A 20,972-nucleotide genomic window follows, 5' to 3' on the forward strand; every position below is an offset into this window, starting at 1 on the left:
TGCGGAAAAAGGAAAGGGGCAGGCATGGCGCTCGAACTGACAGGCAAGGCGGCAGCGATTTACGACGGGATTCGGCAGGCACCCATCGTGTCGCCACATGGTCATTGCGACCCTGCGTGGTTTGCCGAAGACAAGCCTTTTGCTGATCCGGCCGAGCTGCTGGTTATTCCCGATCACTATGTATTTCGGATGCTCTATTCGCAGGGTGTTCCGCTTGAAAAGCTTGGGGTTGGTGTGCCGGTCGCGGATCGCGATCCGCGAGAAGTCTTTCGGCTGTTTGCAAAGCACTGGCACTTGTTTTTGGGCACACCAAGCCAGCTCTGGATCGAGTATGTATTGCGTGAGACGCTAGGCTGTGACCTGTCGTTGAATGTCCAAACCGCGGATGCAATTTTTGACCATGTTGATGCTTGGTTGGCGAACGCTGCCAATCGCCCACGCGCTCTGTTCGACCGGTTCGGAATAGAGGTTCTGGCAACTACGGATGCGGCTCTCGACCCGCTGACGCACCATCAGGCGATCAAGGACAGCGATTGGGCTGGACGCGTGGTGCCGACTTTCCGGCCAGATGCGTTGTTGAACCCGAGGGCGCCCGACTGGGCATCGGGCCTGATGTCACTGGGCGCAATGACGAAGCAGGACACGTCGACCTACCATGGCTTCCTAGCCGCGCTACGCGAACGGCGTGCCGCATTCAAGGCGATGGGCGCCACGGCGACCGATCATGCAATTGAAGTGCCTCAGACCATCTGGCTGGATAACCCGGCTGATACCTATGCAGCACTTGTGTCCGGGGACATGTCACAGGCGGATGCGTTCCACGGTCACATGTTGATCGAGATGGCGCAGATGTCGTTGGATGACGGGCTGGTCATGCAGTTGCATGCTGGCAGTCGGCGCAACACCAACCGTGCGCTGTTTGAACAGTTTGGGCCGGATAAAGGCGCGGACATCCCCATTGCCGTCGATTGGGTGCGTGGCCTCGAACCTCTGCTCAATCGCGTCGGCAATGATCCGCGGTTGACCCTGATCCTGTTCACTCTGGATGAAACCACCTATGCCCGCGAACTGGCACCCATGGCCGGGCATTGGCCGTGCCTGCGCATTGGCCCGCCCTGGTGGTTCCACGACAGCGCTGCTGGCATTGCCCGCTACCTGGATCAGGTGGTCGAGACGGCTGGCTACTACAACCTTGCCGGGTTTAATGATGATACCCGAGCTTTCCTATCCATCCCTGCGCGGCATGATCTTTGGCGACGGGCGGTTTCACTGCACTTGGCGGCGCAGATCGAGCGGGGGTATTTCGGTGCCAATACCGCTGGTGATCTGGCGCGTCTCCTTGCCACCGATTTGGCCCGCAGCACATATAGGCTGGACTGACTGATGCTGCATATTCTTCACCTTGGTGTCGGCAATTTCTTCCGCGCCCACGCGGCCGCTTACACGCAGGACACACCGGGTTGGCAGATCACTGGCGTCAGCTTTCGCTCACCTGCCATCCGCGACGGATTGGCGGCACAGAATTACGACTACGACCTCGTTGTGAAGGATGCAGACGGTACGGTGATCAAGCCGATCACGTGCATGTCTGACATGCTGGTCGCTTCGGAAAACCCGGTTGCCGTGATCGGTACCGTCGCCTCTGACCGGTTTTCCGTCATCACTCTGACGGTGACGGAAAAAGCGTATTGTCTGGCTCCGGACGGGCAGCTTGATAAGGCCTCAACCGAAGTTCAGGCAGACCTGCAAGGCACGGGCACAACAGTGGTCGGCACGCTGGCTCGGGGCTTGGCCCGGCGTAATTCACCCGTTACCGTCCTTTGCTGTGACAACTTGCCTGACAACGGATCGAAGCTGGAGCGTGCTGTTCGGGATTTCGCCACTGCGGCCAAATTAAATTTGCCCGACGCGATCACATTCCCATCCTGCATGGTTGATCGCATCACTCCAGCCACAACGGACACGATCCGCACAGAGGCTGACGACCAGATGGCAGTCCCGACCGAGAGCTTTACCGAGTGGGTCATCGAAGATCGCTTTGCCGCCGGGAAACCGGACTGGCCTGGCGTACAATGGGTCGACGACGTGGCCCCGCACGAAATGCGCAAGCTGCGGATGCTGAACGGGGCGCATTCATTCCTTGCCTATGCGGGGGCGCTGCGGGGTTACACCTATGTGCACGAGGCGATTGCAGATCCCGAGTTGCGCCGTACAACGCAAGACCTGATGCGCGAGGCGGCGGAAACGCTGCCGGAAAGTGTTCAGGGACAAGCAGGGGCATATGCTGACGCCTTGATCAAACGGTTCGAGAACCCCAACCTGCACCACCAGCTTCGGCAAATCGCGATGGACGGAAGCCAGAAACTACCCATTCGCATTCTGGCAACGTTGGAGGATCGGGGCACATCATCCAGCCCATCGCTGAAAGCTGCACTCGACGCCTGGATCGCTTTTGTTCAGGCAGAAGTCGCAGCCAATCACGTGCTGGACGATCCGAGAGCTGAGGCGCTTACTGCAGCTTGCCAGTCTGCGGACCCGGACACTGCGCTACGTGCTTTGATCGGAGCCTAGCGCGGCAGGATCGCACCACGGTGCGCGATGACACGTGATGCCAGATCGTGGCCTGCGCGCAGGGCAACATCTTGCGGTTTTCCGGTGAGAGCAGCCGCCAGATAGGCACCGTTGAAGCTGTCGCCTGCTGCTGTTGTGTCCACTACTTTTGACGCTGCTGGATATGTACCGGAAGTGCCGGTCTCAAGGCAAAGCGGTCCGACCTCACCGCGCTTCAATGCACCCGAGCGGCCCAGCGCAAGAAATCGTGCCATGACCGCTTCGGCGGTTTCGCCGGTCAGTTCCATCTCGTCATCAATGGACGGCAGCGCAATGTCGCAAAGCACCCACATCGCCGCGATCACCTCGCGCGCTGAATCCTGATCTTCCCACAGGCGTGGTCGATAGTTGCTGTCAAAAGCGACGCGTCCGCCCCGCTGCCGAAATCCTTGCAACCAATCGATCAAGGCCGCACGCGTGGTCGCAGGCATGATCGCGAGCGTGATGGCGGATGTGTAGATCACATCATAAGGTTCCAGGACGGAAAGGTCCTGGCCCTCAGGAGTTCTGAACACCTGACGTGCTGCAGAGGTATCGCGCCAGTACGTAAAGCTGCGTTCGCCCGCTGCATCAGTTGTGATGGCGTAGAGGCCCGGTGTCCCATCGGGATCACGTTCAACGGCATGCGTGCCAATATCCTCCGCCGTCATCGCCGCGACGATCCGGTCCGAAAAAGCGTCTGTGCCAAGGCGGGTCACATAGTCGACCTGCAATTCCGGTGCCTGGCGTTTGAGGTAGATCGCCGTGTTCAACGTATCGCCCGCCACGCGCACCGCAGCCTCTGCATTGTCCATCGACAGCTCAATCATCGCCTCGCCTATGGCCGCTATCTTCATGCCTTGTCCTTTCGTGCCGTGCGCTGCCAAATGATCAAGCCGGAGACGACAATGATCGCCGCGCCAACCAGCGTCCACCCGTCCGGCACATCGCCAAAGACAAGGTAACTTGCAAGCGCAAGATACAGCAGGAAGCTGTAGGTGTAGGGCATCAAAGTATTGGCTGGGGCGTAAGCGTGCGCGCGAGAGAAAATCTCGTGCCCCGCCCAGCCCCAAACGCCAAGCCCGATCATCAGCGCCCATTGCAGCCATGTGTCCGGCGCTGTCCACACCATCCAAGCCAAGGGGGCGAGCGCCACCGCGCCAAACGCGCCCATCCAAAACTGCATCGTTTCTGCCGCAACCACGCCGGAAATCTTGCGCGTAATGATGGAGTAGAGCGCCAATGAAAAAGCGTTGTAAACGTTTAGAAATGCAATCGCGTGAAAGCTGGCGTCAAAGGGTCGGATCACAACCAAGACGCCCGTGAATCCAAGAATAATCGCAAACCATCGCCAAGGGCCGACCCGCTCACCCAGCAAGGGCCAGCTCAGAAAGCACACGATGATCGGTGCCGAAAACATGATCGAGCCAACCACTGTCAGCGGCAGGTAATTCAGCGTGATGAAGTTGAACAACGTGGCCGAGGCCAGCAAAAACCCCCGCAGCAGCACCAACCCCATATGCTCGGACTGGAAGTTTGACCACCGCACACCCTTGCGCAAGAGCAGAGCGGTTGAAATCAGGAAATGTGGAAAGTACCGCATGAAAGCGAGTTGGAAGGCGGGCAACCCCGCCAACAGCAGCCACTTCACCGACGTGTCGATGAGCGTAAAGAACGCGTAAGCCCCCAGCGTCATTGCGATGCCGAGGGCCGCGCGATCCTCCGTCGGATGGGCGGCGATTGCCACTCTTAGCCTTTGAACTTGTCAGCAAAGAAATCAACCTGCAGCGGCACCATCTCTTCCTCGCGCCCGGCGTCGATGGACCCGCGCAAACTGTCGAGCGTGCTGCCAGACATCATCGACTGCACGCCCGCGTCACTGCACATCTGGGCATAGTAACCTACATCCTTGGCTGCGTTCTTGATTGAAAAGGCAAGCTGCTGATCGTCCCCTTGAAGCGCATAGGCGGTGACAAAATCCATCATCCCTGACTTCAGCGGCCCAGCGGACATGACGTCATAAAGACCCTGCCGGTCGACCCCCATCACATCGGCAATCGCGTAGCTCTCGGCCATCGCATTGGCACAAGCCTGCGCATAGAAGTTGTTGATCAGCTTGATCGTATGCCCGGTGCCCAAAGCCCCAAGGTGAAAGACGTTCTCGCCCAGATCGTCCAGCACTGGCTTCACCTTATCAAAAGCCGCTTTGTCGCCGGACCCCATCAGGTTCAATAGCCCGTCCTTGGCGTGCATCGGCGTGCGGCCTATGGGGCAATCCAGCATCGTGCCACCTGCTGCCTCAACTTCCGCTCCCAGCGCCTTAGTCGACGCGGGCAAAGAGGTGCCGAAATCAATCACCACCGCGCCCGGCTTCAGCCCGGCAATCACACCGTCATCGCCCCGCAGCCGTGCCTCGACATTGTCTGAGGTATCCATGCACAGCATCACGATGTCGGATCCTTCGGCGACAGCCTTCGCGGTGGTCACCTCGGTCGCGCCACGCTCCACCGCGCGATCCACAAAGGTGCGGGTCCGGTTCGCGATCACCACCAGGTCATAGCCCTGATCCTGCAACCTCCCCACCATGGCCCCGCCCATCAGGCCGAGACCGATAAATCCGATTGTTGGTTTGCTCATGTCATGTCTCCTTGGCGGGGATGGTGTCGAAGGCGCGCGTCTTGAGCCCCTTCTGAATCTCATAGATGGAAATAGGAACGTCCGGCTGAGGCTGCGGGATGCGGATCGGGATGTCCTTCAGACGTGGAGTCAGCGTCGGCGCGCCACACAGCATCCGTGTGTTGTAATCCTCGATCCCATCCCACTTGGTCATGCTGCCCATGATAGGAAAGGCATCCGCCGCCATCATCTCGTAAAAAAGAATGCGCCGCGCCCGGTCGCTCGTGTTCAGGGCTGAGCCATGCACGATCCGCCCGTGGTGAATACTGATCGACCCCGCAGGGCCGGTCAGCGGCACGGCATCTGCCATATCCAGCCCGTTCTCCTCGGGCAGCATCGCTCCAGCAAAGACACCCTCCACATGGTGATCATAGACCGGCCCCTTGTGCGAGCCGGGGAACACCATCAGCGGGCCGTTCTCCTCGGCCATGTCGTCTATACAGATGCCAATGGCTAGGATGTCGTCGTTCGTATGCGGGTAAAACGCATAGTCCTGATGCCACTCGACCGCAGCCCCGTAGCCTGCCGATTTCATGTTCAGCTTGGTGGTGTGCAGGCGCAGGTTCGGCCCGATGAGATCGCGGGCCGGGGCGAGTACATGATCGGAATACATCAACTCGTTGAAAACATCCGATATCGTGTGAGGCAGCTTGATCCGGCGCAGGCGCGGGTCATCTGCGGTGTGGCTGTCTTCCAGATCTAAACGGTCGTTGCTCTCGGTCATCGTGGCCGCTTCTGCCTCGAACCGCGCAATCTCATCCCTGATCTTGGTCAGCCAATCGTCGGGTATCCGGTTCTCAAACAGCAGATACCCATGCTCTTCGTAATGCGCCTTTTGGCCAGCTGTCAGACATTCCATCACATCACCGCTCCGATTTGCCAGGGCACGAACTCATAATCGCCCAGCCCCTGCGCCTCGGACTTCGACATCTCGCCGGAAGCGACACGCAAGAACAGCTCGTAAATCTCGCGGCCCTTGTCCTCGAGCGAAACGCCATCGCTCAGCATCGCACCCGCGTTCACATCCATGTCCTCGATCATCCGACCAAACATCTCCGTATTGGTCGCAACCTTGATCGTCGGCGCAGGCTTCGAACCAAAGGCCGATCCACGCCCGGTGGTAAAGCACACTAGGTTGCAGCCCCCGGCGATCTGCCCCGTTACACTCGCCGGGTCATAGCCGGGTGAATCCATGAAGGTGAAACCACGCGACCGCACGATGTCGGCGTATTTGTAAACGCCGGTCAGCGGCGTGGTCCCGCCCTTGGCCGCAGCGCCCAAAGACTTCTCCAGAATGGTGGTCAGGCCACCGGCCTTGTTGCCAGGGCTGGGGTTGTTGTCCATCGATCCCTTGTTGCGGGCGGTATAGTCCTCCCACCAGCGGATCAGATCAATCAGACGTTCACCCGTCGCCTGATCCACCGCGCGGGCGGTCAGCAAGTGCTCCGCCCCGTAAATCTCCGGCGTCTCGGCCAGCACACCTGTACCGCCCTGTGCCACCAGCAGATCGGTGGCATATCCAAGCGCAGGGTTCGCGGTAATCCCTGACCAAGCATCCGACCCGCCGCATTGCAGGGCAACTTTCAATTCGGACGCCGGGCACGGCTCGCGCACCGCCTGATTGGCCAGTGGCAACATGGCCGCGACCTTTTCGATCCCCTTTTCGACCGTTCGACGCAGCCCAGCCACGGACTGGATGTTCATCGTTTGAAACAGCGGCCCCTGCCTCAACCCGTAGGCTTCGAGCAACCAGTCGATCTGGTTCATCTCGCACCCAAGACCGACCATCAGCACACCGGCATGGTTGGGATGCCGGGCATACCCCCACATCACCCGCTGCAGAGCTTCGAACCCGTCACCGCTGTCGGCCATGCCGCAGCCTGTCCCGTGCACAAAGGCGACCACCCCATCGACATTGGGATAGCCCGCCAGAAGTTCAGGTGTGAAATGGGCAGCGATCATCCGCGCGGCAGTGGCGGAACAGTTCACCGATGTAACAATCGCGATGTAGTTCCGCGTGCCAACCTGACCGTTCTCGCGACGGTAGCCCATAAACGTATCACTGCCGGGCGCTGGGTTTGCTGGTCTTAGGTTCGTCGCAAACTCGTAGGCGACATCGGTTCCACGAAACTCCACGTTGTGAGTGTGCACGTGATCACCGGCCGCGATGTCCTGGGCCGCATAGCCGATAACTTGTGCATATTTGCAGATCGGCCCACCCTGCGCGATATCCCGCACTGCAACCTTGTGTCCGGAAGGGATCAGCGCGCGCGTGAGAACGTCCTCGACAGCCACGCCAACTTCCAGTGCGCGGGTGGCGGTAACAACGTCATCAACGGGATCAAGACGAATGAAATCCATGGCCTATGCGCAGACCGGGCTGTCTGCGTCCCAACGGTGAATAGGAATATGTGACTTTGCGGCAAGACGATCACGGGCTGCAAACCATACATCACGCCATACCCGCCAATCGCGAAGCTCAGTCTCTGGCGCGGCGCGGCTGCGAGCAGCGAAACTCGGGAAATGGTCCCGGCCGGTGGGCTGGCCGGTCACATTGTACCTTAGGTCAAAGGACCAGCGAAATCTGTCGGAACGGTTGGGCAGCGAAGCATGGGACACCAATGGGTGAAACAACACCACACCGCCAGCGTTCACAGGCAGCGGAACAGCCGAGGACGTATCCAGATGCGCAGGCGCGATGGCTGTCTGCACTTGCGGGCAATGGGGCAGTAACCCGTCGTCGATCCCCGGCACAACCTGCAAACAACCATTCTCAACAGTCCCATCGGTGATCGCGACCCAAGCGGTCACCATATCCGTTGTATCGGCGTCTTCATGGCCCACGCCCCGATCCTGATGCCAGTCGGTGGACGTGATATGCGCCCGTACTTCATCCGCAGCCAATTGAGGGCTTGGCGGCTTGATGCGCACATGCTGGATCGGGTTTGACGTGATTTCAGGACCGAGAAGACATTCCACAATGTCGAGAAGGCGGGACTGCACAACCAGATCAAAGATCGCAGGGCCAAAGTGCATGGGGCAATGCGCGTCGATCTCTCCGCCGGGCAGACTGATATCCATGGGTTGGAACCAATCGCAGCCCGCTGCATAGGATGCGCTCAGCTTGTCCCAGAAATCCATGTCAGTGCCGTCCGGTACCCGCCCCTCTGTCTGCCAACTTTCATAGAGTTTATCCAGCAGATCAGAATATTCCGCGCGCACAGCATCCAGCACCGGCGCGGGGATGACATCGTCAACGACCAGAAAGCCTTGGTTCTGAAACTGCGTGACTTGGGCTTCGGTCAGCATGGCATCGCTCCTACAACAGGATGGATACGATAGGCGGCCAGATCAGCAGCACCGAAAGCGCAATCAACTGGATGCCGATAAAGGGCAGGAACCCTTTGAAGATGTCGGTCAGCTTGATGTGCGGCGGTGCGACAGATTTCAGGTAGAAGGCCGCAGGGCCAAAAGGTGGCGACAGGAATGATACCTGCATGTTCATACAGAACACCACACCAAACCAGATCGCCACGTGGCGCGGGTTCAATTCGCCAAACAGGCCAATCTCGTCAATGGGCAGCTTCAGCACGATGGGCAAGAACACCGGGATGATCAGCAACACGATCCCGACCCAATCCATGAACGCGCCCATGAACAGCAAGATCACCATCATCATCAGGATGACCAGCATGGTGGGCAGTTCAGACCCAACGATGAAGTCAGCCACATAGGTCGGACCGCCAGCAATGGTGTAGGCACCGGCCAAGGCCGTCGCACCGATTGTCACCCAGATGATCGTTCCTGTCGATTTGAGGGTCCGCATCAGGGATTCCCAGACAAGATCAAAAGACGCCTCACCTCGGAAAATCGCGATTATGAACACGGCCATGGCACCCATGCCCGCCGCTTCGGTGATGCCCGTGATCCCACCATAGATCGACCCCATGACTACCCCGATCACAACGATGGGCGGGACCAGTCCCTTGCCCATCGACCAGCCCAAAGCCGTTCGGGCGCGGCCGAATACGCCGAAAATCAGCGCCAGCGAGATGGCCAATGTCACACCGAAATAGGTGATGAACGGCGCCGTGCCGAAGCGCGCCTGCTCACCCGTTGCAGCAGCATTCGACCCGGAAAACTCGAAGAACATGGCGCGCAGCATCAAGGCTGCTGAAAAACCCGCAACCACAACTGTCAGGAAAGCAAAAAACAGCATCGTCTTGTCCCGACCCTGCGGCTCACCTTCAACGGGATCTGGCAGTGGCGCATCCTGAGGCCGCAGTTGCGTCCGGATGATGATGTAGATGATGATGAACGATGCCAGCATGAAACCGGGGATGAAGGATGCCGTGAACAGCGCCTTGATCGAAGTTTCAGTGATCAGCCCGTAGATGATCAGTACTATGGAGGGCGGGATCATTGTCCCAAGAGACCCGGATGCACAGATCACACCGATGGCGAGGTTCTGGTTGTAACCAAGCCGCAGCATCTGCGGCAGCGCGATCAGGCCCAGCAGCACAACCTCGCCCCCGATGATACCGGACATGGCGGCCATGATCACAGCCATGATGGATGTCACGATGGCGATGCCGCCGCGTGTGCGGTTCAGCCAGACGTTCAGGGACGAATACATCTCTTTCGCGATCCCGGAGCGTTCCAGCAGTGCCGCCATGAAGATAAATAGCGGAATGGATATTAGGACATAGTCCGTTAAGAGCCCGTATATTCGTTGGGCCAAAATATTGAGCGGCCCTGCCCCGGGCCGCCCGGTCAGAATACCATCCCCGAAAGTCCATGGGGCCAGCAGCAACTCCGGCTCAAACTTCATGACCAGCACGCCCACAGCCAGAATGGCAGAAGCAAGGCCCAAGGGCATCCCGATGGCGAGGAGCAGGATCAGCCCCAGCATCAGGACAAGCGAAATAGTACCGATATCCATGGGCTTAGTCCTTTGTCGACACGTGTTGGCCGGTCACGTCGAGGTCTCCGACGCCTTCATTTCCGACCTGCGCCTTGATGCGCTCAATCTCTTCTTCATCGAGGTCTTCGCCGCCGTAGTGCACTTCCTCGGCGTTCCAGTCAGAGATCAGGTTGATGACAGCCTGAATGGCAACCATGCCGACGACGAACAGCACCATGGGCTTCATCGTGGCAGGGATGGGCGGGTCAAAAGCCGTGCCGAAGGTTTCCCAGCGATAGAACTTGTCGAACGCCTCTCCATAACCGCCGTAGATCAGGAAGAACGCAAAGGTGACGATAAGCAGGGTCGAGATGGTGTCGAAAATCCGCTGCAACCAACGCGGGACCGCGTCGTACAGCAAAACAATGCGAATGTGGCTGCGTTGCTGCATGGCATAAAGGCCAGCGCATAGAAAAACGAAGCCTGCGAGCCATAGGCTGAGTTCATTCGCCCAAAGTGTCGGCGCCTCGAATATGTAACGCAGGACGACCTCATAAAGCATCACGCTGGTCAGAAGCACGATCAACATCATGGTGACGCGCCCGATAAAGACCGCAAGGCGGTCCGCGGCACGCCAGCTTTCAAATTCCATGCCCGCGCGCTGCACCGTGCGGACACCAAGATATCCAAAGGCGAGAACGCCGATTGCGGCCAGCCAGTCCACTATGTCGGCAAAGCCGCCAAACAGCCCCCCCATATTGGGCGTCACGTCGTTGCGCTTGAACAAGGCAGACAGTTTGTCGAATTGGGACTCGTCGGTCGGGGGATAAAAGTCGAGCGTAAAGGCTGGCATATGCCAAACCACCCAGCCCGCACAAAAAATGAATGCCAATGGCACAAGCCACTCTATCGGAGTGCCGGAGCGCACCTGCATTTCAAAGTCCCCCTATGGTGTGAAAAAACCCGCACGCATCTTGCCGTGATTTGCAGCGGGTGACTTGGGGCCCCGCGTGACGGGACCCCAAAATATCGCTTACTCGGAAACGAGACCCAGCTGTCCCAGATAGGTCATGTGCGCTTCGACAAGCGCCTTGGCTTCAGGCGTGTCGGCAAACTCGGGCCATGTGGCTTGTGCTGCGGCACGGAACTTGGCCAGTTCTTCAGGCGCCCACTGGCTCAGCGTCACGCCTTGCTCCCGCAGCTGTGCTGCCGCTTCAGCGTTCTTCTTCTCGAACGTCAGTGCGGTGCGCAGCGCCAGAGCTTCCATGGCAACCTTCATGATGCGCTGATGCGACTCAGGCATCGCGTCAAACACGGCCTTGTTGCACGCCAGGTGATCCGACGGCATCGAATGGAAGCCAGGGAAGTTGGCATACTTCACGATGTCATACAGACCCAGGCCCACGTTGTTGGCCAGACCCGAAGCATCCGCACCGTCGATGATACCGGTCTCAAGCGCGGTAAAGATCTCGGTGAAGTCCATCACGATGGGCGAGGCGCCAAGTTTTTCAAAGATTTTGGTTTCCATGCCGGGAGGCGAACGGAATTTCCAGTCCTTGAAGTCGGCAACCTTCTCGATCGGCTTGGACGAAGCAAACGATTCCTGACCGTAAACCCACCATCCGATCAACTCCATGCCGTACTTGTTGTAAAGCGGCGCCGCGGCTTCCTTGCCGCCACCGAAATACAGCCAGCTCAACTGCTGATAGGGGGTTGAGTAACCGCCCATGATGTCGCCCACGAACTGGAAGGCCGAGTTTTTACCAGTCTGGTAACCGCCGCCAGTCATGTCGCAGTCGAGAATGCCGGTTGCGGCCGCGTCGAATGTTTCCACCGACTTGACGACAGACGAGCTGTAGAACATCTCGACTTCGATTTCGCCGCCGGACATTGTTTGAATGTCTTCAATGTACTGCGCAGCCAGCTTGCCCGAAACGGTCTCGGGGGCATAGTGCGTTTGAATCCGTAGCTTGGTTGTTTCTGCCGACGCAGTCAGCGCCGTGGTGGCTGCCAGAGCAGCAACAGCAGCGACCGAAGCCGCCCTCTTCAGAAATGTCATGTCATCCTCCCTGACATTTTATGTATGCGCACTTGGCAGGTTCGACCGCCCACCTTTTTGTGTCGTAACGGAAGGCTATGCGCAGTTGCCCCCATCGGACAACAGAAAAATGAAATTAGGGCTATTTTTGAGATTTTGATAGAATTTCGAGATTTCGTGATTTATCGAAGATAACACGTCGCGAGTTCAAATACCCATGTCCTACGATACCAATATCTTCGAAACGCTGCGCTATCGCCTTATGACAAATGCTTTTGAGCATGGCCAAAAGGTCCGGGCCGAACACCTAAGACAAGAGTTTGGCTGTTCAGCGAGCACGATTCGCGAGGTGCTGTTCAGACTATCGACTCTGGGCTTGGTCGAGTTTCAGGAACAGCGCGGTTTTCGCGTTCCAAAGAAGTCACGTGAGGTGATTCATGAACTGACACACCTCCGGGTCCTGCTTGAGGCTGAAGGGACTGTGATGTCGATCCGCCGCGGTGGTGTCGCGTGGGAGGCACGGCTGACAGCGGCTCATCACCATCTCAGCCATCTTGAAATGCGGTTGAGCACCGCGACCGATCGGTCACCCTTTGTCGATCTGTGGTTCGGGGCCGAAGCACAGTTCCATGAAACTCTGATTTCTGCTTGTGGATCGCAGACACTGATCGACACGCATCACCGCGTGTATTGCCGGTTCCGGCAGCAGTTGATGGTAGAGGATCGGGATTTCGACTTTATCTCGAACAACATCCGGCACCATCAGCATATTCTGGATGCCGCGATGGCCGGGGACGAGGATCTGACCCGACAAAAAATTCACGATCATCTGGCGCGGCACTTAGTCGATGCGGATCTGAGCGAACCAGCCTGACACACCAATACGCCCGGGACACTTTGATCACGCCCCTTCGCAGACCAGAACAACATTCCAGTGAAGGCCGTTGCGACAGCGGTGCTGACGCAACCACGTTTTGCAAACATGTTTGCCCGCCTGGACCAATGTGCGCGGGCTAGCGGCGGCCTAGTTCTTCCTCGATGTACACATCAACTATCTCGCGGAATGTTTTCTCTGCCTCGAAACCCAGCGCAGTCGCGCGATCCGGCGCAAAGTTTCGCGGCCAGCCCTCGACAATCTTTGCCACGGCTTCATCCCGACGCGGCTTGATCAATGCCACGACGTTATTGCCAGCAACGTCCCGCAGTGCTTCGATTTGTTCTGCCACGGTGCAGCTAAGGCCCGGCAGATTCAGCGACCGCCGACCGTCAAGCTGCCCTGTATCGAGCGTTGCCGCATGCGCAAGGAAACCGGCAGCAGACCGTGGGGACGCATGCCAATGCCGCACAGTGTCGTCGACCGGCAGGATTGCCTCCAATCCGTTTAGAGGCTCGCGAATTATCCCCGAGAAAAAAGAAGATGCCGCCAGATTTGCCTTACCCGGACGCACGCAGATCGTGGGCAGCCGCAACGACATGCCGTCGATAAAGCCCTTGCGCGAAAAATCCTGCACGAGCAGCTCGCAGGCTGCCTTTTGCGCACCGTAACTTGTTTGCGGCGACGTCAGGAATTCATCCCCGATCTTGTCCGGGTATGGCCCACCAAAGACAGCAATGGATGACGTGAAAATCAGCCGTGGCACATATGCCCCACCAGTGGCGCGATGCTGCGCCCTCAATCCTTCCAGGAAATGCCACATCGGCCACAGATTCGTCTGCCACCCAAGGTCAAAATTCGTCTCAGCCTCTCCCGACACGATGGAAGCAAGGAAGAAAATCACGTCGAACCGTTCGGCTGCCAGCGCTGCCCCCTCGGCCAAAACAGACAGGTTACCCACGCGCTTGTCGTCTCCCACCGCGTCGTCGGCAAACCCCAAGTCGTGCAATGTCACTTTGAAGTCGCCAAATCCCGGCAAACCTTGTGTCTCCAGCCGCTTGGCCAGCTTCTGACCAACCATGCCACCGCCGCCAAGAATCAGAATGCGTTTCATTTGCGCGCTCCCTGCCGGGCCCTCAACTCAAGATACAGCCCAGAATGATCCCGATCCGCACCGTCCATATGATCAACGAAATGGGCAAAGCGATCCCGGACGTCCTGCACCATGGGCAAGGTCACTCCGGCGGACGATGCCTCGACCAAGACGTTGTCTAGGTCCTTCAACTGAAACTTCGACAGTCCACCAGGCTCGAAGTTGCCAGTTGTCATGCGTTCCCCATGCTGTTGCAGGATGGTGCTGTCGGCAAAGCCGCCCTTTAACGCTGCGCGCAACGCGACGGGGTCCGCGCCGCCTTCCTCGGCCAGCAGCATCGCTTCGGCCACCGCACCAATGGTTACGGCCACAATCGCCTGATTGCACAGTTTTGACAGTTGTCCCGATCCGGTTGGGCCAACATGCACCGGGCGCCCCATCGCTTCAAAAATCGGGCACGCACGACCGAAGTCGGCAGCTTCGCCCCCAACCATGATGGCAAGAGACGCCACCTCGGCCCCCTTGGTTCCGCCCGAAACGGGCGCGTCCAGAAATCCGACGCCCGCCTTTGACAGCAGCGCTCGGGCCTCGCGGGCCTCTGCCGGTTTGGTTGATGACATGTCGATCCACAACGCGCCCGCGGAAAGGCTCGGCGACACCTCGGAAATGACTGACAGCACCGTGGGGCCATCGCTCATCATTGAAATGACAATATCCGCCCCGGTCACAGCGGCATTCGTGCTGGCCGCGACCGCTGCACCCTCATCCGCGAGTGGTTCCGCCTTTGCCTGAGTTCGGTTCCACACTGTGACAGGCACTCCGGCCCGCGCCAAATTCCGCGCCATGGGAAAGCCCATCAACCCCGTGCCCAACAGAGCCACATTCTCGAACGCCATGACTTTCCTTTCAAAATTTTCGTGACGTCTGGTCAACGCCCGCACCTTGTCCTACGCTAACAGCAAAACGCAGACCTGCCGTCTGCGCAACACCTGATCCGATACGGGGGGAGTACATGGGCCGTCTTGACGGAAAGCGCGCACTTGTGACTGCAGCAGGCCAAGGCATTGGCCACGCCAGCGCATTGGCGATGGCAGAAGAGGGGGCGAAGGTCTTTGCCACCGATATCAACGCCGATGCTCTGAGCACACTTGACCACGCAAATATCGACGCATTCCCGCTCAATGCGCGTGATGCAGCCAGCATTCGGGACGGGGTGGCCAGGGCCCAGCCCGACATCCTGTTCAACTGCGCGGGTTTCGTCCATCACGGCACGATCATGGACAGCACGGATGATGAATGGGACTTTGCCTTCGACCTGAACGTTCGGTCGATGTACCGCACCATCCGCGCTGCCCTGCCGGGCATGCTGGAACGCGGCGGCGGGTCGATCATCAACATGTCTTCGGCCTTGGGCTCCATCATCGGCGCCCCCAACCGCTTCATCTACGGCACAACCAAGGCCGCCGTTGTTGGCCTCACCAAATCCGTGGCCGTTGACTATATCACACGAGGCATCCGCTGTAACTGCATATGCCCCGGTACCGTCGAAAGCCCAAGCTGGCACGACCGCGTCAAGGCACTCGGCGAACAGCTTGGCAGCTATGACAAGGCCATGGAACAATTCGTTGCCCGCCAACCCATGGGACGCGTTGCCAAAGCCGAGGAAATCGCCGCCCTCGTCGTGTACCTTGCCAGCGACGAAAGCGCATTCACCACAGGACACACCCACATCATTGATGGAGGCTGGTCAGGACAATGACCAAAAAGAAGATCGGAATAGAAGACCTGCGTTCCCGCAAATGGTTCATGAACCCGGACAACCCGGAGATGACCGCACTGTATCTGGAGCGCTACCTGAACTACGGGCTCACGCGCGAAGAACTGCAATCTGGCAAGCCGATCATCGGCATCGCGCAAACAGGCAGTGACCTGTCGCCTTGCAACCGCCACCACATCGAACTGGCCAAGCGGGTCCGCGACGGCATCGTGGCTGCAGGCGGCACCTGCATCGAAATCCCAGTCCACCCGATCCAGGAAACCGGCAAGCGCCCCACTGCAATGCTGGACCGCAACCTCGCCTACCTGTCGCTGGTCGAAACCCTCTACGGCTACCCACTGGACGGTGTCGTATTGACCATCGGTTGCGACAAGACCACGCCGGCCCTCCTCATGGCCGCCGCCACCGTGAACATCCCCGCCGTCGCCCTGTCGGTCGGCCCCATGCTCAACGGCTGGTTCCGCGGCGAACGCACCGGCTCCGGCTCAATCGTCTGGCAAGCGCGCGAGATGATGGCGCGGGGCGAGATCGACGGCGAAGGGTTCATGGAACTTGTCGCCTCCTCCGCCCCATCCGTTGGCTACTGCAACACCATGGGCACGGCGACGACCATGAACTCGCTGGCCGAAGCGTTGGGCATGCAACTGCCCGGTTCGGCCGCCATTCCGGCCCCCTATCGCGAGCGCAGCCAGATCAGCTACGAGACCGGCAAGCGCATCGTCGACATGGTGTGGGAAGACCTGCGCCCCTCCGACATCATGACGCGCGAGGCGTTCGAGAACACGATCGTCATCAACTCTGCTATCGGCGGGTCGACCAACGCGCCCATCCACTTGAACGGCGTGGCCAAGCACCTCGACGTGCCACTGAACAATGACGACTGGCAGAAACACGGCCACCACGTGCCGCTTCTGGTGAACCTCCAACCCGCAGGCGAGTATCTGGGCGAAGACTATCAGCACGCGGGCGGCGTCCCGGCAGTCATTGGCGAGCTGATTGCTGCAGACCTCTTGCCCCACCCCGACGTGATCACCGCAAATGGCAAGACGATGCGCGAGAACTGCGCACATCTGCGCAGCGAAAACACCGAAGTGATCAAACCCGTCTCGGACCCGCTGAAAGCGGAAGCCGGGTTCATCAACCTCAAGGGCAACCTGTTCGACAGCGCGATCATGAAAACCTCGGTCATCTCCGAGGAGTTCCGCAACCGCTACCTGTCCAACCCCGACGACCCCGAAGCCTTCGAAGGCCGCGCCGTGGTCTTCGACGGCCCCGAAGACTTCCACCACCGCATCGACGACGAAGCCGAAGGGATCGACGAAAACTGCGTCCTCTTCATGCGCGGCGCGGGCCCCAAGGGCTATCCCGGCGGCGCCGAAGTTGTGAACATGCGCGCACCCTCCTACCTGCTGAAAAAGGGCATCCAGGCGCTGCCCTGCGTCGGTGATGGTCGGCAATCCGGTACATCGGGTTCGCCGTCGATCCTCAATGCGTCGCCCGAGGCGGCAGATGGCGGCGGCCTCGCCCTTCTCGAAAACGGCGACCGCGTCCGGATCGATCTGAAAAAATGCACCGCCGACATGCTGGTGGACGAAGCGACCCTCCAAGCCCGCGCCGAAGCGATCATGGCTGCAGGCGGCTATAAGGTCCCTGAAAGCCAAAGCCCGTGGCAGGAGATCTTCCGCGACTATGTTGGTCGTTTTGACGAAGGCATGACCCTGCGCGGCGCCACCAAGTACCAGGACATCTCGCGCCGCCACATGCCGCGCGACAACCACTAGGAAAGCGCAGCTTGAAAGATTCCTTTGATGATTGGCCGCCGCATAAAAGCGAAGATGTTCGCGAATACTGCGCACGACTAGAGGCCGCCGGATTCGAAGAAATGTTTCTAAGGAAAGCAGCTATGCATCATGATTTCATGAACTTCAGCGAAATTGGGTGGGCGCGTTTCAATGCGTTCTTCAGGGATTTTCCAATATCGCGCCTGCGCCATGTCGCATTGCTGCAAGAGTTGGCACCAAACCGCACCGAGTATTCACTCGGCTTGAAGGTGGCTAAAAATCTCGGTTTGGACAAAGAAGCAGCAAACGCACTTGTCAAAGAATTCCGCTCCAAAGAGCCCGTTGAATGGCGGTCTACATTTTAAGCGTCACAAGAGGACACAGAATGAAACTCGTAAGATACGGTGACGCAGGTCACGAAAAACCCGGCCTCATGGACGGCGAGACGCTCCGCGACCTCAGCGGCCACATCGACGACATCCACGGCGCCACGCTCGACGACGCCACCCTCGACAAGCTCCGCGCCATCGACCCGGCCACCCTGCCTCCTGTCGACGGTTCGCCAAGGATCGGCCCTTGCGTCGGCAATATCGGCAAGTTTCTTTGCATCGGTCTGAACTACTCCGACCACGCCGCCGAACAGGGCCTGCCGATCCCCGAACACCCCATCCTGTTCTTCAAGGCGAACTCCGCCATCGTAGGCCCCAATGACGACGTGGTCATGCCGCGCGGCTCACAACGCACCGATTGGGAAGTCGAACTGGGCGCCGTCATCGGCAAGACGTGCAAATACGTCTCCAAGGACGACGCGCTCGACTACGTGGCGGGCTACTGCATCGTTAACGACGTGTCCGAACGCGAATTCCAACAGAACCTCACGGGTCAGTGGACAAAGGGCAAATCCTGCGACACCTATGGACCTTCGGGTCCGTATCTCGTCACACGCGACGAAATCGAAGACCCGCAAGCGCTCGACATGTCGCTGTCGGTCAACGGCAAGCGGATGCAGACCGGGAACACATCGACCATGATCTTCTCCGTGGCCGAGATCATCGAACATCTCAGCCACCTCTTCACCCTGCACCCCGGCGACGTGATCAGCACCGGCACGCCCCCCGGTGTGGGCGACGGGATGAACCCCAAAACCTACCTCAAGGTGGGTGACGTGATGGAGCTGGAAATCGCAGGCCTCGGCACCCAACGGCAAGAGGTGAAGCAAGATGCCTGATCTTCTGCAAATCGGCGGTATCACGGACGACATGCGCGACCGTCTGTCGGAACGTTTCACCATCCACCAAGCCACCGGCGACTACCCGGCTGATGCGATCACCCATATCGTGACCAACGGCCATGACGGCGTGCCCGCCGACATCCTCGCCAAATGCACGAACGCCAAGGTCGCCGCCAGCTACGGCGTGGGATACGACGCCATCGACACTGGCGCTTGCGTGGCACGCGGCATCATCGTCACCCACACGCCCGACGTCCTCAACGCCGAAGTCGCGACCACAGCCGTCATGCTCATGCTCACCAGCTTCCGCAATTTCCTGTCGGATGAAGCGCACGCCCGCTCCGGCAACTGGGAAACCCAAGGCAACGCCCCGCTGTCGCGCAGCGCCGACAACCGGCGCGTTGGCATCCTTGGCCTCGGCCGTATCGGGCAAGCCATCGCGGACAAGCTCAAGGCGTTCGACGCCGAAATCCACTACCACACACGCAGCGAAAAGGACGTGCCCTACACCTACCATGCCAACCTCGTGGACATGGCAAAGGCCGTCGAGGTGATCATCTGTATCACCCCCGGCGGCCCTTCGACCCATCACATCGTCAACGCTGACGTGATCGAAGCTCTGGGACCGGAGGGCACCCTCATCAATGTTTCGCGCGGTTCGGTGATTGACGAGGCGGCAATGGTTTCCGCCCTGCAATCAGGCAAACTCGGCTACGCTGCATTGGACGTGTTCGAGGAAGAGCCGAAAATCCCTGACGCACTCAAGACCATGTCCAACGTGGTCCTGCTGCCCCACGTAGGCAGTGCTACACATGAGACGCGGGCAGCCATGGGCGCCTTGGTGGTCGATAACCTGATCAGCCATCTCGACACCGGACGCGTCCTCACGTCAGTCCCGGAAACCGCGCATCTCAATGGCTAAGATCACCGATGTCAAAGCCCGGCTATTCGCCGTGCCGCTCGACGAAATCCTCGTTGATGCCAAGCATGGCGATCACAGCCATTTCCATCTGATCACGGCCACGGTCTTGTTGGACGATGGGCGCACGGGCACCGGGTATACCTACAACGGCGGGCGTGGCGGACACGCAACGGCGGCAATGATCACCCACGACCTCGCGCCATTCCTGATCGGGCAGAACGCGGAGAATGTCGAAGCGCTGACTCATACCATGGACGAACACCTGCACTATGTGGGGCGCGGCGGCATCCTGTCCTTCGCCATCTCCGCCGTCGACATTGCGCTCTGGGACGCACGGCTCAAAGGCACAGGGCAGTCTCTCGTTCAGGCCGCAGGCGGCGTATCTGACCGTTGCAAAGCCTATGCAGGCGGCATCGACCTGGGCTTTGACCTGCCCAAGCTATTGGGCAGCATCCGGGGCTATCTCGCGCGCGGGCACAACGCAGTCAAAATCAAGATCGGCCAACCGACCGAGGCCGAGGACGTGGAACGGATCAAGGCCGTCCGCGATCTCATTGGCCCCGATATCACCTTCATGATCGACGCGAACTACTCGATGACGACCGATCAGGCGATCGGCCTCGCCAACGCGGTCAAGGACCAGAACATCACCTGGTTTGAAGAGCCCATCGAACCCGACCATTTCGAGAGCTTTGCCCGTATACGGGAAGCCACAGGAATGGCGGTGGCCCAAGGCGAGAACCTGCACACGATGCACGAGTTTCGTCGCGCCTTACCACATGTCGATTTCATTCAACCCGACGCGTCCAATTGCCTGGGCATCACCGGATGGCTGCAGGTGGCAAAGATGGCTCAAGAGGCTGGTGTCCCTGTCTGCAGTCATGGAATGCAGGAACTACATGTATCATTGGTCTCCAGCCAACCACATGGTGGTTGGCTCGAAGTGCACAGCTTTCCCATCGATCAATATACAACCCAACCGTTGGTGATCGAAAATCACCTTGCCGTGGCGCCACAGCGTCCGGGTATCGGGGTGACCTTTGATTGGGGTAAACTGGGACCGCATGAAGTGATGATGTAGGACTATG

At 59.1% G+C, this 20,972-nt stretch carries 20 protein-coding genes; 9 read left to right on the forward strand and 11 right to left on the reverse strand.

Annotated elements, in window-relative coordinates; genetic code table 11:
- Positions 1 to 24: 24 nt before the first annotated feature.
- Complete coding sequence (gene uxaC, locus IE087_RS00170; protein ID WP_189366914.1) at positions 25 to 1,380, forward strand: glucuronate isomerase; 1,356 nt, start codon at positions 25 to 27, stop codon at positions 1,378 to 1,380.
- A 3-nt stretch (positions 1,381 to 1,383) separates the two neighbouring features.
- Entirely contained in the window at positions 1,384 to 2,571 is a 1,188-nt protein-coding gene (locus IE087_RS00175) for a mannitol dehydrogenase family protein (RefSeq protein WP_189366915.1), read from the forward strand.
- Here the strand turns inward: IE087_RS00175 and IE087_RS00180 are convergent.
- The 9 genes from IE087_RS00180 to IE087_RS00220 form a co-directional block, all read right to left on the reverse strand.
- Positions 2,568 to 3,446: a sugar kinase gene (locus tag IE087_RS00180; RefSeq protein WP_189366916.1), complete on the reverse strand. Its 879-nt coding sequence runs from the start codon at positions 3,444 to 3,446 to the stop codon at positions 2,568 to 2,570. The genes IE087_RS00175 and IE087_RS00180 overlap by 4 nt on opposite strands.
- Positions 3,443 to 4,336 (reverse strand): DMT family transporter, encoded by an 894-nt coding sequence (locus IE087_RS00185; RefSeq protein ID WP_229801208.1) that lies wholly within the window; start codon positions 4,334 to 4,336, stop codon positions 3,443 to 3,445. Before IE087_RS00185 ends, IE087_RS00180 begins: the two co-directional genes overlap by 4 nt.
- A 2-nt stretch (positions 4,337 to 4,338) precedes the next feature.
- The gene (locus tag IE087_RS00190; protein ID WP_229801209.1) at positions 4,339 to 5,226 is read right to left on the reverse strand and encodes an NAD(P)-dependent oxidoreductase; all 888 of its coding nucleotides are present in this window, start codon (positions 5,224 to 5,226) and stop codon (positions 4,339 to 4,341) included.
- Between the two features lies 1 nt (position 5,227).
- Positions 5,228 to 6,124, reverse strand: a complete 897-nt coding sequence (locus IE087_RS00195) for a phytanoyl-CoA dioxygenase family protein (protein ID WP_189366918.1) — start codon at positions 6,122 to 6,124, stop codon at positions 5,228 to 5,230.
- A complete protein-coding gene (locus IE087_RS00200; RefSeq protein ID WP_189366919.1) occupies positions 6,124 to 7,626 on the reverse strand; it encodes a UxaA family hydrolase in 1,503 nt (500 codons plus the stop codon). Before IE087_RS00200 ends, IE087_RS00195 begins: the two co-directional genes overlap by 1 nt.
- 3 nt (positions 7,627 to 7,629) lie before the next feature.
- A complete protein-coding gene (locus IE087_RS00205) occupies positions 7,630 to 8,574 on the reverse strand; it encodes a phytanoyl-CoA dioxygenase family protein (RefSeq protein WP_189366920.1) in 945 nt (314 codons plus the stop codon).
- A 10-nt stretch (positions 8,575 to 8,584) separates the two neighbouring features.
- Entirely contained in the window at positions 8,585 to 10,207 is a 1,623-nt protein-coding gene (locus IE087_RS00210) for a TRAP transporter large permease (RefSeq protein ID WP_189366921.1), read from the reverse strand.
- Between the two features lie 4 nt (positions 10,208 to 10,211).
- Complete coding sequence (locus IE087_RS00215; protein ID WP_189366922.1) at positions 10,212 to 11,102, reverse strand: TRAP transporter small permease subunit; 891 nt, start codon at positions 11,100 to 11,102, stop codon at positions 10,212 to 10,214.
- Between the two features lie 99 nt (positions 11,103 to 11,201).
- Positions 11,202 to 12,227 carry a TRAP transporter substrate-binding protein gene (locus IE087_RS00220; RefSeq protein WP_189366923.1) on the reverse strand — a complete coding sequence of 342 codons (1,026 nt, stop codon included), beginning with the start codon at positions 12,225 to 12,227 and terminating at the stop codon, positions 11,202 to 11,204.
- A 196-nt stretch (positions 12,228 to 12,423) separates the two neighbouring features.
- Between IE087_RS00220 and IE087_RS00225 the strand changes: the two genes are divergently transcribed.
- Positions 12,424 to 13,080, forward strand: a complete 657-nt coding sequence (locus tag IE087_RS00225) for a GntR family transcriptional regulator (RefSeq protein ID WP_189366924.1) — start codon at positions 12,424 to 12,426, stop codon at positions 13,078 to 13,080.
- A gap of 139 nt (positions 13,081 to 13,219) precedes the next feature.
- On the opposite strand, the gene denD is transcribed toward IE087_RS00225, so the two are convergent.
- Positions 13,220 to 14,194, reverse strand: coding sequence for a D-erythronate dehydrogenase (denD, locus tag IE087_RS00230; protein ID WP_189366925.1), 975 nt, complete (start codon positions 14,192 to 14,194; stop codon positions 13,220 to 13,222).
- Positions 14,191 to 15,069, reverse strand: a complete 879-nt coding sequence (locus tag IE087_RS00235; protein ID WP_189366926.1) for an NAD(P)-dependent oxidoreductase — start codon at positions 15,067 to 15,069, stop codon at positions 14,191 to 14,193. The genes denD and IE087_RS00235 overlap by 4 nt, the downstream gene beginning before the upstream one ends.
- Positions 15,070 to 15,185: 116 nt before the next feature.
- Here IE087_RS00235 and IE087_RS00240 point away from each other — a divergent pair, with 116 nt between their 5' ends.
- Genes IE087_RS00240 through IE087_RS00265 form a run of 6 tightly spaced genes read left to right on the forward strand, consistent with a single transcriptional unit; the run spans position 15,186 to position 20,965 of the window.
- The gene (locus IE087_RS00240; protein WP_189366927.1) at positions 15,186 to 15,932 is read left to right on the forward strand and encodes an SDR family oxidoreductase; all 747 of its coding nucleotides are present in this window, start codon (positions 15,186 to 15,188) and stop codon (positions 15,930 to 15,932) included.
- Positions 15,929 to 17,731, forward strand: coding sequence for an IlvD/Edd family dehydratase (locus IE087_RS00245; RefSeq protein ID WP_189366928.1), 1,803 nt, complete (start codon positions 15,929 to 15,931; stop codon positions 17,729 to 17,731). Before IE087_RS00240 ends, IE087_RS00245 begins: the two co-directional genes overlap by 4 nt.
- A gap of 11 nt (positions 17,732 to 17,742) precedes the next feature.
- Positions 17,743 to 18,096, forward strand: a complete 354-nt coding sequence (locus IE087_RS00250; RefSeq protein WP_189366929.1) for a hypothetical protein — start codon at positions 17,743 to 17,745, stop codon at positions 18,094 to 18,096.
- A gap of 20 nt (positions 18,097 to 18,116) precedes the next feature.
- Positions 18,117 to 18,959: a fumarylacetoacetate hydrolase family protein gene (locus IE087_RS00255; RefSeq protein WP_189366930.1), complete on the forward strand. Its 843-nt coding sequence runs from the start codon at positions 18,117 to 18,119 to the stop codon at positions 18,957 to 18,959.
- Entirely contained in the window at positions 18,952 to 19,884 is a 933-nt protein-coding gene (locus tag IE087_RS00260; RefSeq protein ID WP_189366931.1) for a 2-hydroxyacid dehydrogenase, read from the forward strand. Before IE087_RS00255 ends, IE087_RS00260 begins: the two co-directional genes overlap by 8 nt.
- Positions 19,877 to 20,965, forward strand: coding sequence for a mandelate racemase/muconate lactonizing enzyme family protein (locus IE087_RS00265; RefSeq protein ID WP_189366932.1), 1,089 nt, complete (start codon positions 19,877 to 19,879; stop codon positions 20,963 to 20,965). The genes IE087_RS00260 and IE087_RS00265 overlap by 8 nt, the downstream gene beginning before the upstream one ends.
- Positions 20,966 to 20,972: the final 7 nt, after the last annotated feature.

Source organism: Tateyamaria omphalii (genome assembly GCF_014651375.1).
In the GTDB taxonomy this organism is placed as follows: Bacteria; Pseudomonadota; Alphaproteobacteria; order Rhodobacterales; family Rhodobacteraceae; genus Tateyamaria; species Tateyamaria omphalii.

Excerpts from the sequence above, each read along its gene's own strand:
- IE087_RS00190 (WP_229801209.1), bottom strand. The coding sequence starts at position 5,226 with ATGAGCAAACCAACAATCGGATTTATCGGTCTCGGCCTGATGGGCGGG.
- uxaC (WP_189366914.1), top strand. The coding sequence starts at position 25 with ATGGCGCTCGAACTGACAGGCAAGGCGGCAGCGATTTACGACGGGATT.
- IE087_RS00265 (WP_189366932.1), top strand. The coding sequence starts at position 19,877 with ATGGCTAAGATCACCGATGTCAAAGCCCGGCTATTCGCCGTGCCGCTC.
- IE087_RS00175 (WP_189366915.1), top strand. The coding sequence starts at position 1,384 with ATGCTGCATATTCTTCACCTTGGTGTCGGCAATTTCTTCCGCGCCCAC.
- IE087_RS00215 (WP_189366922.1), bottom strand. The coding sequence starts at position 11,102 with ATGCAGGTGCGCTCCGGCACTCCGATAGAGTGGCTTGTGCCATTGGCA.
- IE087_RS00180 (WP_189366916.1), bottom strand. The coding sequence starts at position 3,446 with ATGAAGATAGCGGCCATAGGCGAGGCGATGATTGAGCTGTCGATGGAC.
- IE087_RS00220 (WP_189366923.1), bottom strand. The coding sequence starts at position 12,227 with ATGACATTTCTGAAGAGGGCGGCTTCGGTCGCTGCTGTTGCTGCTCTG.
- IE087_RS00235 (WP_189366926.1), bottom strand. The coding sequence starts at position 15,069 with ATGGCGTTCGAGAATGTGGCTCTGTTGGGCACGGGGTTGATGGGCTTT.
- IE087_RS00260 (WP_189366931.1), top strand. The coding sequence starts at position 18,952 with ATGCCTGATCTTCTGCAAATCGGCGGTATCACGGACGACATGCGCGAC.
- IE087_RS00195 (WP_189366918.1), bottom strand. The coding sequence starts at position 6,124 with ATGGAATGTCTGACAGCTGGCCAAAAGGCGCATTACGAAGAGCATGGG.
- denD (WP_189366925.1), bottom strand. The coding sequence starts at position 14,194 with ATGAAACGCATTCTGATTCTTGGCGGCGGTGGCATGGTTGGTCAGAAG.
- IE087_RS00255 (WP_189366930.1), top strand. The coding sequence starts at position 18,117 with ATGAAACTCGTAAGATACGGTGACGCAGGTCACGAAAAACCCGGCCTC.
- IE087_RS00245 (WP_189366928.1), top strand. The coding sequence starts at position 15,929 with ATGACCAAAAAGAAGATCGGAATAGAAGACCTGCGTTCCCGCAAATGG.
- IE087_RS00205 (WP_189366920.1), bottom strand. The coding sequence starts at position 8,574 with ATGCTGACCGAAGCCCAAGTCACGCAGTTTCAGAACCAAGGCTTTCTG.
- IE087_RS00240 (WP_189366927.1), top strand. The coding sequence starts at position 15,186 with ATGGGCCGTCTTGACGGAAAGCGCGCACTTGTGACTGCAGCAGGCCAA.
- IE087_RS00210 (WP_189366921.1), bottom strand. The coding sequence starts at position 10,207 with ATGGATATCGGTACTATTTCGCTTGTCCTGATGCTGGGGCTGATCCTG.
- IE087_RS00225 (WP_189366924.1), top strand. The coding sequence starts at position 12,424 with ATGTCCTACGATACCAATATCTTCGAAACGCTGCGCTATCGCCTTATG.
- IE087_RS00200 (WP_189366919.1), bottom strand. The coding sequence starts at position 7,626 with ATGGATTTCATTCGTCTTGATCCCGTTGATGACGTTGTTACCGCCACC.